The following is a 13,094-nucleotide window of genomic DNA, read 5'->3' as shown; positions in this document are numbered from 1 at the left end:
CCGGCCCCGGTTTCGGGTGCCGGGCGGCAGCATTCCATCACCGATGAGGAGCACCACCGACATGTCCGAGCAGTCCGCCGTCGAGCAGCACGGCACCAACGAGGGTTCGCTGTGGGGAGGCCGTTTTTCCGGCGGGCCCGCCGACGCCATGGCGGCGTTGAGCAAGTCGACGCACTTCGACTGGGTGCTCGCCCCGTATGACGTGCTGGCGTCGAAGGCCCACGCGAAGGTTCTCAATGCGCGGGGCCTGCTCACCGACGACGACCTGGCCACCATGCTGAAGGGCCTGGACGAGTTGGGCGCCGACGTAGCGTCCGGCGCGTTCGGCCCGGAGGAGTCCGACGAGGACGTCCACGGTGCGATGGAACGCGGGCTCATCGACCGCGTCGGCCCCGAGGTCGGCGGCCGTCTGCGGGCGGGGCGTTCCCGCAACGACCAGGTGGCCACGTTGTTCCGCATGTGGGTCCGCGATGCGGTGCGCGACATCGCGGCCTGCGTGCTGGACCTGGTCGACGCCCTGGCGGACCAGTCGGCGGCCCATCCGGATGCGATCATGCCGGGCAAGACGCACTTCCAGGCGGCCCAGCCGGTGCTGTTGGGTCATCAGCTGCTGGCCCACGCGCAGCCGTTGCTGAGGGACGTCGAGCGCATCCGGGATCTGGATCGTCGTCTGGCGGTGAGCCCCTACGGCTCGGGTGCGTTGGCGGGTTCGTCGCTGCACCTCGACCCGGAGGCCATCGCCGCGGAGCTCGGCTTCGATTCGGCGGCGGACAACTCCATCGACGCGACCAGCTCCCGCGACTTCGCGTCGGAGACGGCGTTCGTGCTGGCCCAGATCGCGGTGGACATGTCCCGTCTGGCGGAGGAGATCATCGCCTGGTGCACCCCGGAGTTCGGCTACGTGACGCTTGCCGACGAGTGGTCGACGGGGTCGTCGATCATGCCGCAGAAGAAGAACCCGGACGTCGCGGAGCTCACGCGCGGCAAGACCGGTCGTCTGATCGGCAACCTGTCGGGTCTGATGGCGACGCTGAAGGCGCAGCCGTTGGCGTACAACCGTGACCTGCAGGAGGACAAGGAGCCGATCGTCGATTCCGTCGCGCAGCTGAATCTGCTGCTGCCGGCCATGACGGGCCTGGTGGCCACGCTGACGTTCCACGAGGATCGGATGCGCGAGCTCGCCCCGGCCGGTTTCACGCTGGCCACCGATCTCGCGGAGTGGATGGTGCGCCAGGGCGTTCCGTTCCGCGTCGCGCACGAGGCGTCGGGGCAGTGCGTGCGCATCGCGGAGTCCCGCGGCGTGGGGTTGCACGAGCTTTCCGACGACGAGCTCGCCGGGGTGCACGAGTCGCTGACCCCGCAGGTGCGCGAGGTGCTCACCATCGATGGTGCGGTGGCGTCGCGCGATACCCGCGGCGGCACCGCCGGGGTGCGCGTGGCCGAGCAGCTCGGTCGGGTGCGTTCGGCGTCGGCCGACGGTCGCGCGTGGGCGGAGGCGCCGGTGCGCTCGTCCTAGGTTACGAGTGCTCGAGCGCCGGTCAACGGCGCTCACCCTGCGGGGGTCGTTTTGATCCCTTAGTCTCTTTTCATGTCCTCTGCTTCTGCTCCGCGCGCGCGGAAAACGGGCGCCCGGGTCGTGGCGCTGATCCTCGTCGTCGTGGGCGTGCTCGCGGTCGCAGTGGGCCGCGGGTGGGTGTCCGTTCCCGGCCTGTCGGAGGATTCTCCGGGCGGGGGCCCGGGATCGGGCGGCCTCGGGGGCGGGGGAGACCTCCGCCTGGTCGCCGGCGTCGTGGGCTGGGAGAAGCTGGAGTATTTCCGCGATCCCGCCGTCCGCGAGGTGTTCGCCGACCACGGCCTGGAGGTGACGGTCGAGGCGGCCGGTTCGCGCACGATCGCCACCGGCGTCGATCTCGACGAATTCGACTTCGCGTTCCCCTCGTCGGCACCCGCGGCGAAGCGCATCGCGGAGGAGAATCCGCATGAGGCGGAGACCACCCCGTTCCACTCGCCGATGGCCGTGGCCACGTTCCGGCCGATCGTCGACGTCCTCGCCGCCGAGGGCGTCGCTCGCGAAGAAGACGGTCACTGGTACATCGACATGACGGAGTACCTGCGCCTGGCGGAGGAGGGGACCCGGTGGCGTGACGTGGGCGACGGCGCCTACCCCTCGCCGCGGACGGTGCAGATGTCGACGACCGACGCCCGCACGTCGAATTCGGCGGCGATGTACGCGTCCATCCTGTCGTGGGCGGGCAACGACGGCGCCGTGGTCGCGGACCGCGGCCAGGTCGACGCCGCCGTCGAGCGCATCGCACCGCTGCTGGCGGGCCAGGGATTCACCGAATCGTCCTCCGCCGGGCCCTTCGCCGATTACCTGTCGCAGGGCATTGGGGCGAAGCCGATGGTGATGATCTACGAGTCGCAGTTCCTCGAGCGGCAGATGAACGCCGAAGAGTCGATCCGCGACGACATGGTGCTGGCCTACCCGGATCCGACGATCCAGTCGAAGCACACGGTCATCGGCCTGAATTCCGACGGCGCGGAGGTGGCTCGGTTGCTCGCCGAGGATCCCGACCTGCAGCGGTTGGCGGCGGAGCACGGTTTCCGTCCGCAGTCCAGGAGCGTTTTCGACGAGGTGCTCGCGGACAAGGGGGCGCCTGCGCCGCCGGAGTTGGTCTCCGTCATCGATCCGCCGAGTTTCGATCTGCTCGAGGCGCTGTTGACGGGCCTCGGCGAGGAGTTGGGCGGGCGCGGCGAACCGAGCGCCGCCGAGGAGGATGCCGGTGCCGCCGCCGATGCGCCGGTGGGCGAATGAACCGGACACACGGGAAGGAATCGATCATGGATGTTTCGCGTTGGAGGTCCTCGTTCGCGGTGGTCGTGGCGGCCTTGACGGCGTTGTTCCTCGTCGCCTGCTCCGGCGGCGACGGGGGAGGGGCGGGTTCCGGTGGGGCCGGCGCCGACTTCGAGCCGGATTCCTCGCTGGCCGGGGGCACGATCCACATCGCCGCGGCCACGGAGCTGGCGGACCTCGAACCCGTCATGGAGCGGGCGTCGGAGGATCTCGGTTTCGACGTCGTGATGGACTTCCCCGGCGGCACGTTGGACAACTCCGAGCGACTGGGCGCCGGCGAGTTCGATGGCCGCTATGACGCCACGTGGTTCGCCACCAACCGGTACGCCGAGCTCATCGGCGCGGACGACAAGCTCGTGGGCGCGGAGAAGATCGCCACGTCTCCGGTGGCCTTCGGCGTACGGTCGGCGAAGGCCCGCGAGCTGGGCTGGGATTCGACGGCCCCGACGTGGGCGGAGATCGCGGAGGCGACGTCGAAGGGCGATTTGACCATCGCCATGACCGACCCGGGCACGTCGAATTCGGGTTTTTCGGCGCTGGTGTCGGTCGCGACCGCCGTGGCCGACACGGGCAACGCCCTGACCGCCGAGGACGTCGATCGCGTCGCCCCGCAGCTGCGCGACCTGTTCGAGGGCCAGACCCTCACCTCGGGCTCGTCGGGGTGGCTGGCGGAGACGTTCCGGGATGACCCGACCCGCGCCGACGCGATGATCAATTACGAGTCGGTCCTCCACGACCTGAAGTCCGACGGGCTCGACGTCGAGATCATCGTGCCTGCCGACGGCGTGGTCAGCGCGGACTATCCGCTGTCGGCGCTGGCGGAGCCGGCGGATGCGAAGGCCCGCGAGCGGGTGGAGTCGATCGTCGAGTGGCTGCGGGCCAACCCGGACGTCGTGCGGGATTCCTTCCGACGACCCGCCGACCGGTCCGATCCCGCCCCGGAGCTGACGGACGATCTTCTCATCGAACTTCCCTTCCCGGGATCGAAGGAGGTGACGGACCGTCTGGTCCGGGCGTACCACAACGAGCTGCGCAGGCCGGGTGACACGGCGTTTGTGCTCGACACCTCCGGTTCGATGGAGGGTGAGCGCATGCGCTCCCTGCAGGCGACGCTCACGTCGCTGGTCGACGGCAGCGCCCGCACGTCGACGTCGGAGGTCGGTTTCCGCGACCGCGAGCGGATCAGCCTGCTGCCCTTTGCCTCGCAGCCCGGGCAATCGACGACGGTGCGGTTTTCCGCGGCCGACCCCGGCCCGCGCACCGAGTTGCTCGATGCGATCGGTCGGCTGGAACCGTTCGGCAGCACGGCCATCTACGGTGCGCTCATCGACGCCTACGACACCATCGACGTCGGTGACGCCGGAATCCCGTCGATCGTGCTCATGACCGACGGCGAAGTCACCGATGGCCCGGGGTTGGGCGAGTTCCTCGCCCACTACCGTTCGCTGCCGAAGGAGCGCCAGGCGATCCCGGTCTTCGTGATCCTCTACGGCGAAGCCAACGTCGGTGAAATGGAGGAGCTGGCCAAGGCCACCGGCGGTGAGGTCTTCGACGCCCTCAACGGTGATCTGGATGCCGCGTTCAAGGAAATTCGTGGCTACCAGTAGTTCGGGCGGCGCCGGGGGCTTCTTCGCCTCCCGCCGCAACATCGTCGGCATGGTGTTGGCGGTGCTCGTCATCGTCGGCCATCTCGCCGTCGGTTTCGGCGCCTTCTGGCCGGTGGCTGCCGCCGCCGCATGGGGTGTCGGCGTGCTGCTGACCCCGGCGGAACGGACCCCCGACGGCACCGGGGCCCTGGAGTCGTCGGATGCCCGGCCGGCCGTCGTCAAGCGAAAGAGCCCGGAGGAGCTGGGCCGCGACCTGCGCCGCCGCATCGAGGGCTGGTCGACGTCGCCGTTGCCGCGGGAGGTGCGGGACGAAATCGTCGTCGTCCACGCGGGGCTGGTCGAGGCGCTGGGCAACTGGCCGCGGCTGGAATCGATGCCGCACCACAGGTCCGTCGTGGCGCAGATCATCAACTCCGACCTGCCCGAAGTCGTCGACGGCTACCTCGCCATCGCCCCCGACCGCAGGTTCGCCGCCACCGAGGACATCGTGGACCTGCTCGACCTGCTGGCCCACCAGGTCGACCGGATCAACTCCGACGCCGACACCGTCGCCGACGCCGAACAACGTGAACTCGAGCGCAAACGGCTGGAGATGGAGCTGCGCTTCGGTCCCCGCCCCGACGTGCCGGACGACGACGATGGCGTCCCGTCGTCGTGGACGTCGTAGAATCGATCGTCATGAGCCTCGATCCGAAGTTGCTGGACATCCTCGCCTGCCCCCGCGACAAGGGGCCGCTGACGTATCTCGAGGACGAGTCCGTCCTGGTCAACGAGCGCCTGGGCATCGCGTACCCGATCGAGGACGGCATCCCCGTGATGCTTTCCGACGAGGCCGTCGACTGGCCCCGGTGACGGGCGGGTCCCTGAACCGGGAGATCCTGTCCGGGCACCCGGCCGACGCCGCGAAAGCGCTGCTCGGCCGGGTTCTCGTCGTTCCCGGCGATGGTCTGCGGGCGCGGATCACGGAGGTGGAGGCCTACGGCGGGCCGGCTGATTCGCCGTGGCCCGACCCGGGGGCGCACACGTGGCCCGGCGTGACCCCGCGCAACCGCGTCATGTTCGGGCCCGCAGGGCACCTGTACGTGTACCGGTCGTACGGCATTCATTTCTGCGCGAACGTGACGGCCGGCCCCGATGGAGTCGGTGGCGGAGTTCTGCTGCGAGGTGCGGAGATCCTGGAGGGGGAGGACGTCGCGAGGCGGAGGCGGAGCGCGGCGCGCGGGAATCTGGCACGGAAGAGCCCGGTGCTGCGGGACCTGGCGCGGGGGCCGGGAAACCTGGGGCAAGCCCTCGGCATTGACTTGGGCGACTATGGGCTGGACCTCTTCGATCCTTCCTCGCGCGTGCAGCTCGGTGCGGGGGAGCGGGCGCCGGTGGCCGATGCTGAGATGCGAGATGCCGAGCTGCGAAATGTCGAGCTGCGCTCCGGTCCGCGCGTGGGATTGAGGGCGGCGTCGCAACGCCCGTGGCGATTCTGGCTGCCCGGCGAGCCCGGGGTGTCGGCGTATCGTCGTCATGCCAAAGCCGACGGACTGGCCTGAGCAACGGGACGGACCTGGTGCGGCGGCGCCCACGTGGGGACGCGCCCGTGCGGGTCGACCCCGCCACGCCCGCCGCGTTCCGGCACGTTAGGATGTTCCGCGTGACCGACATGAACATCATCGAAGACCTGGAATGGCGCGGCCTCATCGCGCAGTCGACGGACCTGGACGCCCTGCGCGCCCTGGTCGAGGAGGGGCCCATCACCGCGTATGTGGGCTTCGATCCGACGGGTTCGTCGCTGCACGCCGGCCACCTCGTTCCGCTGGTGATGCTCAAGCGTTTCCAGGACGCCGGGCATCGCCCGATCGCCCTGGCCGGTGGCGCCACCGGCATGATCGGCGACCCGCGCGACGTCGGCGAGCGTTCCATGCTCACCGAAGAGGAGATCGCCGGCAACGTCGCGAAGATCGAGGAGCAGCTGCGCCGATTCGTCGACATCATCGAGGAGGATCAGCCGGGCCGTGGCCTGCTGGTCAACAACTACGACTGGGTGTCGAAGATCTCGGTGATCGAGTTCCTTCGTGACTTGGGCAAGAACTTTTCGCTCAACACGATGCTCGACCGCGACACCGTCAAGCGTCGCCTGGAAAACGACGGCATGTCCTACACCGAGTTTTCCTACATGCTGCTGCAGGCCAACGACTACGTGCACCTGCGCCGCACCCACGACTGCCGCCTGCAGATCGGCGGTTCGGATCAGTGGGGCAACATCGTTTCCGGCGTCGACCTGAACCGTCGCCTCGACGGCGAGAAGGTCCACGGGCTGACCGTGCCGCTGGTGACCGACGCGGAGGGCAAGAAGTTCGGCAAGTCCACCGGCGGCGGCAAGCTGTGGCTCGACGCCGAGCTGACCAGCCCGTACGCGTGGTACCAGTACTTCATCAACGCCGGCGACTCCGTCGTCATCGATTACCTGAAGTGGTTCACGTTCCTGACCCGCGAGGAGATCGCCGAGTACGAGGTCGCGGTCGCCGAGCGTCCGTTCAAGCGCGAGGCTCAGCGTCGCCTGGCGCAGGAGATGACGGACCTGGTGCACGGCGAGGATGCCCGCAAGGCCGTGGAGCTGGCGGCGCAGGCGTTGTTCGGCCGGGCCGAGTTGTCCGACTTGGATGAGGCGACGCTGGCCGCGGCGGTGTCGGAGACCGAGGTTGCCGACGTCAACGCCGGTGAGCCGGATACCGCGGTGGATCTGCTGGTCGCATCGGGCCTGGCGAAGTCGAAGGGCGAGGCGCGACGCACCCTCAAGGAGGGCGGCGCCTACGTCAACAACGAGCGCATCACCGACGAGGAGTGGGTGCCCGCCGATTCCGATTTGCTGCACGGCACGTGGCTGGTGCTGCGCCGAGGCAAGAAGAACTTCGCCGGCGTGCGCATCCACCGCTGACCAACGCATCGATGGCGCGTGGTGAAGAAGCGCGCGTCGAGGTGCATGCATCGTGTCCGTCATCCCGGAGCCGAATCCGGGGTGGCGGGCTTTTTTCGTGCGGGAGCGTGGCGTGCGAAGTGCGCCCTTGAGCGGTTTGCGTGATGCTTTGGGGCTTTACGACGGCCATGTGGGAGGCAAGATGGCCGAGAAGCAGGCAGTGACCAGGACTTTTGGTGTCCGTGGTGGTCGTGTGTAGTGTTACCGGGGCAAGCGAGACGCCGGGTTGGTGCCTGCAAGGGTGCTGGTCGGGCGGGGTGTTTGCGGGGAATTTACCTTCTGGTTGCGCCGAGTTTGACTTCGGTGGGGCGGGTGGTTTAAGATTCCTTCTTGCTGCTTGCGGCGCTGGGTGTGCCTGGTTGTTGTGGGTGTGCGTGTGTTTTTTGAGAACTCGATAGTGTGCCGATGTACTTTATTTTGTGTTGATTTGGTGAGTGCCAGGAGTTTCTGGTTGCTCTTTCTTTTCAACCTGTTTGGTGTGCCTGCTCCTTCACCCTGTCGGGGTGGGTGCACTGTTTTTTCGGATATGAATGCCAGGCCAGCCGAGTGTGGTTGGTTTGTCGTTTGTTTTTGCCGGTTTTGAGCTTTTCACTGAAATAGCTTTTGTGGAGAGTTTGATCCTGGCTCAGGACGAACGCTGGCGGCGTGCTTAACACATGCAAGTCGAACGGTAAGGCCCCAGCTTGCTGGGGTACACGAGTGGCGAACGGGTGAGTAACACGTGGGTGACCTGCCCCGCACTTCGGGATAAGCCTGGGAAACTGGGTCTAATACCGGATAGGACCGCATCGTGAGGGTGTGGTGGAAAGTTTTTTCGGTGTGGGATGGGCCCGCGGCCTATCAGCTTGTTGGTGGGGTAATGGCCTACCAAGGCGGCGACGGGTAGCCGGCCTGAGAGGGTGGACGGCCACATTGGGACTGAGACACGGCCCAGACTCCTACGGGAGGCAGCAGTGGGGAATATTGCACAATGGGCGGAAGCCTGATGCAGCGACGCCGCGTGGGGGATGACGGCCTTCGGGTTGTAAACTCCTTTCACCATCGACGAAGGTTTTCTGACGGTAGATGGAGAAGAAGCACCGGCTAACTACGTGCCAGCAGCCGCGGTAATACGTAGGGTGCGAGCGTTGTCCGGAATTACTGGGCGTAAAGAGCTCGTAGGTGGTTTGTCGCGTCGTCTGTGAAATTCCGGGGCTTAACTCCGGGCGTGCAGGCGATACGGGCATAACTTGAGTACTGTAGGGGAGACTGGAATTCCTGGTGTAGCGGTGAAATGCGCAGATATCAGGAGGAACACCGGTGGCGAAGGCGGGTCTCTGGGCAGTAACTGACGCTGAGGAGCGAAAGCATGGGTAGCGAACAGGATTAGATACCCTGGTAGTCCATGCCGTAAACGGTGGGCGCTAGGTGTAGGGGTCTTCCACGACTTCTGTGCCGTAGCTAACGCATTAAGCGCCCCGCCTGGGGAGTACGGCCGCAAGGCTAAAACTCAAAGGAATTGACGGGGGCCCGCACAAGCGGCGGAGCATGTGGATTAATTCGATGCAACGCGAAGAACCTTACCTGGGCTTGACATATACGGGATCGCCGCAGAGATGTGGTTTCCCTTGTGGCTCGTATACAGGTGGTGCATGGTTGTCGTCAGCTCGTGTCGTGAGATGTTGGGTTAAGTCCCGCAACGAGCGCAACCCTTGTCTTATGTTGCCAGCACGTGATGGTGGGGACTCGTGAGAAACTGCCGGGGTCAACTCGGAGGAAGGTGGGGATGACGTCAAATCATCATGCCCCTTATGTCCAGGGCTTCACACATGCTACAATGGTCGGTACAGTGGGTTGCGATACCGTGAGGTGGAGCTAATCCCTTAAAGCCGGTCTCAGTTCGGATCGGGGTCTGCAACTCGACCCCGTGAAGTCGGAGTCGCTAGTAATCGCAGATCAGCAACGCTGCGGTGAATACGTTCCCGGGCCTTGTACACACCGCCCGTCACGTCATGAAAGTCGGTAACACCCGAAGCCAGTGGCCCAACCCTTTGTGGGGGGAGCTGTCGAAGGTGGGATCGGTGATTGGGACGAAGTCGTAACAAGGTAGCCGTACCGGAAGGTGCGGCTGGATCACCTCCTTTCTAAGGAGTTTGTTTTGTTAAGTCGGCCCCTTGTGCTGGTTGTCCTGTGGACGCTGGTGGGGGTCGCGTTTTTTGGGTGGACGCTTGCCGGCCGCATGGTGCGGTCTTTGACACAAAGTGTTTGCAAGGGTATGTCGGTGCGCTGTCGGGTGTCTGGGAAGACACCGTCTGCTGCCTTGTGCGTCAACCTGGTGGTTGGTGTGTGGGGTTGGTGGTTTGTTTTTCCTTGGGGCGCTGGTTGCCTGCTGGCCGCAGTTGGTGTGGTTGTGTGGGTTTCTGGTGGTGTTGTGTGAGAACTGGATAGTGGACGCGAGCATCTTGATTTTTCTGTAGATTTGTTCCATAACAGTTTATTCTGTTTGGTCGTTTGTGTGTTGTGTTGTAAGGGCACACGGTGGATGCCTTGGCATCAGGAGGCCGATGAAGGACGTGAGAGGCTGCGAAATGCCTCGGGGAGCTGCCAACTAAGCGTTGATCCGAGGGTGTCCGAATGGGGAAACCTGGCCGTCGTTGTGGGCGGTCGCCGTCAGATGAATTCATAGTCTGGTTGGTGGTTACGCGGGGAAGTGAAACATCTCAGTACCCGTAGGAAGAGAAAACAATTGTGATTCCGTTAGTAGTGGCGAGCGAACGCGGATGAGGCTAAACCGCATGCGTGTGATACCTGGCAGGGGTTGCGTGTGTGGTGTTGTGGGGTTTACGTGTGCATGGTCTGCCAGCTGTGCGCCAGCATTGGTTGTGGTTAGCGGAAAGTGCGTGGAATCGCCTGCCGTAGACGGTGAGAGCCCGGTACGTGAAAGCCATGGTCTGTTGGTTGCGTTTGTCCCCGAGTAGCAGCGGGCTCGTGGAATCTGCTGTGAATCTGCCGGGACCACCCGGTAAGCCTGAATACCTTCTGTGACCGATAGCGGATAGTACCGTGAGGGAATGGTGAAAAGTACCCCGGGAGGGGAGTGAAATAGTACCTGAAACCGTGTGCTTACAATCCGTCAGAGCCTCCTTGTGGGGTGATGGCGTGCCTTTTGAAGAATGAGCCTGCGAGTCAGCGGCACGTCGCGAGGTTAACCCGTGTGGGGTAGCCGTAGCGAAAGCGAATACTAACTAGTGTGTTGTCAGTGGCGTGTCCTGGACCCGAAGCGGGGTGATCTACCCATGGCCAGTGTGAAGCAGAGGTAAGACTCTGTGGAGGCGCGAACCCACTTAGGTTGAAAACTGAGGGGATGAGTTGTGGGTAGGGGTGAAAGGCCAATCAAACTCCGTGATAGCTGGTTCTCCCCGAAATGCATTTAGGTGCAGCGTCGTGTGTTTCCTCCTGGAGGTAGAGCTACTGGTTGGTTTAGCGGGACTATCATCTTAGCGACATCAGCCAAACTCCGAATGCCGGTGAGGTGAGAGCACGGCAGTGAGACTGCGGGGGATAAGCTTCGTAGTCGAGAGGGAAACAGCCCAGATCGCCGGCTAAGGCCCCTAAGGGTATGCTAAGTGGAAAAGGATGTGGGATCGCGAAGACAACCAGGAGGTTGGCTTAGAAGCAGCCATCCTTGAAAGAGTGCGTAATAGCTCACTGGTCGAGTGGTCCTGCGCCGACAATGTAGTGGGGCTCAAGCATACCGCCGAAGCCGCGGCAGTGACTTTTTTGTTGCTGGGTAGGGGAGCGTCGTGTTCGGCTGTGAAGCTGCGGGGTGACCTGTGGTGGAGTGGACGCGAGTGAGAATGCAGGCATGAGTAGCGAATGAGGAGTGGAAACCTCCTCCGCCGGATGACCAAGGGTTCCTGGGCCAGGTTAATCCTCCCAGGGTGAGTCGGGACCTAAGGCGAGGCCGACAGGCGTAGTCGATGGACAACGGGTTGATATTCCCGTACCCGCGCAATCGCGCCCATGGTGAATCAGTGATACTAACCCTCCTGAAGCGTCCTTTCATCACCTTCGGGTGGTGTCTGGTTGTGGATGCAGGGGACCTGATCTGGTAGTAGCCAAGTGATGGGGTGACGCAGGAAGGTAGCCGTGCCACCTGATGGATGGTGGTGTAAGCGTGTAGCCGGCAGTCCAGGTAAATCCGGGCTGCGATAGTGGTGAGACGTGATGCGTACCCGTTGTGGGGAAGTTGGTGATCCTATGCTGCCGAGAAAAGCCTCTAGCGAGTGGTTGTGCGGCCCGTACCCCAAACCGACACAGGTGGTCAGGTAGAGAATACTAAGGCGATCGGGTGAACTGTGGTTAAGGAACTCGGCAAAATGCCCCCGTAACTTCGGGAGAAGGGGGGCCGCGTGATGTCTATGCCCGTTGCGGCGGACGGCGTTGCGTGGCCGCAGAGAATAGAGGGAAGCGACTGTTTACTAAAAACACAGGTCCGTGCGAAGACGGGTAAGTCGATGTATACGGACTGACGCCTGCCCGGTGCTGGAAGGTTAAGAGGACCTGTTAGATCCTTTGTGGGTCGAAGCGGAGAATTTAAGCCCCAGTAAACGGCGGTGGTAACTATAACCATCCTAAGGTAGCGAAATTCCTTGTCGGGTAAGTTCCGACCTGCACGAATGGCGTAACGACTTCCCTGCTGTCTCAACCACAGACCCGGCGAAATTGCAGTACGAGTAAAGATGCTCGTTACGCGCGGCAGGACGAAAAGACCCCGGGACCTTCACTATAGCTTGGTATTGGTGTTCGGTTCGGTTTGTGTAGGATAGGTGGGAGACTGTGAAACCTCAACGCCAGTTGGGGTGGAGTCGTTGTTGAAATACCACTCTGATCGTATTGGATATCTAACCTTGGCCCGTGATCCGGGTTGGGGACAGTGCCTGGTGGGTAGTTTAACTGGGGCGGTTGCCTCCCAAAGAGTAACGGAGGCGCCCAAAGGTTCCCTCAGCCTGGTTGGCAATCAGGTGTTGAGTGTAAGTGCACAAGGGAGCTTGACTGTGAGACTGACAGGTCGAGCAGGTACGAAAGTAGGGACTAGTGATCCGGCACCGGCTTGTGGAAGCGGTGTCGCTCAACGGATAAAAGGTACCCCGGGGATAACAGGCTGATCTTCCCCAAGAGTCCATATCGACGGGATGGTTTGGCACCTCGATGTCGGCTCGTCGCATCCTGGGGCTGGAGTAGGTCCCAAGGGTTGGGCTGTTCGCCCATTAAAGCGGCACGCGAGCTGGGTTTAGAACGTCGTGAGACAGTTCGGTCTCTATCCGCCGCGCGCGTAGAAACTTGAGGAAGGCTGTCCCTAGTACGAGAGGACCGGGACGGACGTACCTCTGGTGTGCCAGTTGTTTCGCCAGGAGCATTGCTGGTTGGCTACGTACGGAAGGGATAACCGCTGAAAGCATCTAAGCGGGAAGCCTGTTCCAAGATCAGGTTTCGTTTGAGGTCCCCTGTAGATGACGGGGTTGATAGGCCGGAACTGTGAGCATGGTGACGTGTTGAGGTGACCGGTACTAATAGACCAAACAACAACACACGCATCCCATTGTTGTGGGGTGTGCGGTTGACATTTTCTACGTAACGAGAAGGACCAAGAGTTTTGGTTCGCGTCCACTATCCAGCGTCTGGGACA

General features: G+C 63.5%; 7 protein-coding genes and 2 rRNA genes. All 9 read left to right on the top strand.

Annotated elements, in window-relative coordinates; all coding sequences use genetic code 11:
• Positions 1-61 precede the first annotated feature (61 nt).
• Complete coding sequence (gene argH / locus CFREN_RS07725; RefSeq protein ID WP_209652733.1) at positions 62-1,516, top strand: argininosuccinate lyase; 1,455 nt, start codon at positions 62-64, stop codon at positions 1,514-1,516.
• A gap of 72 nt (positions 1,517-1,588) precedes the next feature.
• Positions 1,589-2,815, top strand: a complete 1,227-nt coding sequence (locus tag CFREN_RS07720; protein ID WP_209652734.1) for a hypothetical protein — start codon at positions 1,589-1,591, stop codon at positions 2,813-2,815.
• 26 nt (positions 2,816-2,841) lie between these two features.
• Positions 2,842-4,461 carry a VWA domain-containing protein gene (locus CFREN_RS07715; RefSeq protein WP_070522501.1) on the top strand — a complete coding sequence of 540 codons (1,620 nt, stop codon included), beginning with the start codon at positions 2,842-2,844 and terminating at the stop codon, positions 4,459-4,461.
• Positions 4,448-5,128 carry a hypothetical protein gene (locus CFREN_RS07710; RefSeq protein ID WP_070522505.1) on the top strand — a complete coding sequence of 227 codons (681 nt, stop codon included), beginning with the start codon at positions 4,448-4,450 and terminating at the stop codon, positions 5,126-5,128. Before CFREN_RS07715 ends, CFREN_RS07710 begins: the two co-directional genes overlap by 14 nt.
• A gap of 11 nt (positions 5,129-5,139) precedes the next feature.
• Positions 5,140-5,313 (top strand): Trm112 family protein, encoded by a 174-nt coding sequence (locus CFREN_RS07705; protein ID WP_070522507.1) that lies wholly within the window; start codon positions 5,140-5,142, stop codon positions 5,311-5,313.
• An 11-nt stretch (positions 5,314-5,324) separates the two neighbouring features.
• Positions 5,325-6,002 (top strand): DNA-3-methyladenine glycosylase, encoded by a 678-nt coding sequence (locus tag CFREN_RS07700; protein ID WP_070522509.1) that lies wholly within the window; start codon positions 5,325-5,327, stop codon positions 6,000-6,002.
• Between the two features lie 110 nt (positions 6,003-6,112).
• On the top strand, positions 6,113-7,387 hold the full coding sequence (tyrS, locus tag CFREN_RS07695) for a tyrosine--tRNA ligase (RefSeq protein ID WP_209654627.1): 1,275 nt from the start codon (positions 6,113-6,115) through the stop codon (positions 7,385-7,387).
• Positions 7,388-8,028: 641 nt separating this feature from the next.
• A 16S ribosomal RNA gene (locus CFREN_RS07690) occupies positions 8,029-9,549 on the top strand.
• Between the two features lie 370 nt (positions 9,550-9,919).
• A 23S ribosomal RNA gene (locus CFREN_RS07685) occupies positions 9,920-13,000 on the top strand.
• The 16S and 23S rRNA genes sit together here, the layout of an rRNA operon.
• The last annotated feature ends 94 nt before the right edge of the window (positions 13,001-13,094 follow it).

Origin of the sequence: Corynebacterium freneyi (assembly GCF_030408835.1) — a bacterium.
GTDB lineage: Bacteria > Actinomycetota > Actinomycetes > Mycobacteriales > Mycobacteriaceae > Corynebacterium > Corynebacterium freneyi.
Note: the sequence above shows the minus strand (reverse complement) of the source record. Positions and strands in the feature narration are given on the sequence as shown.

Bases quoted from the DNA above. Each gene is read 5' to 3' on its own strand.
- argH (WP_209652733.1), top strand. From the start codon at position 62: ATGTCCGAGCAGTCCGCCGTCGAGCAGCACGGCACCAACGAGGGTTCG.
- CFREN_RS07720 (WP_209652734.1), top strand. From the start codon at position 1,589: ATGTCCTCTGCTTCTGCTCCGCGCGCGCGGAAAACGGGCGCCCGGGTC.
- CFREN_RS07715 (WP_070522501.1), top strand. From the start codon at position 2,842: ATGGATGTTTCGCGTTGGAGGTCCTCGTTCGCGGTGGTCGTGGCGGCC.
- CFREN_RS07705 (WP_070522507.1), top strand. From the start codon at position 5,140: ATGAGCCTCGATCCGAAGTTGCTGGACATCCTCGCCTGCCCCCGCGAC.
- tyrS (WP_209654627.1), top strand. From the start codon at position 6,113: ATGAACATCATCGAAGACCTGGAATGGCGCGGCCTCATCGCGCAGTCG.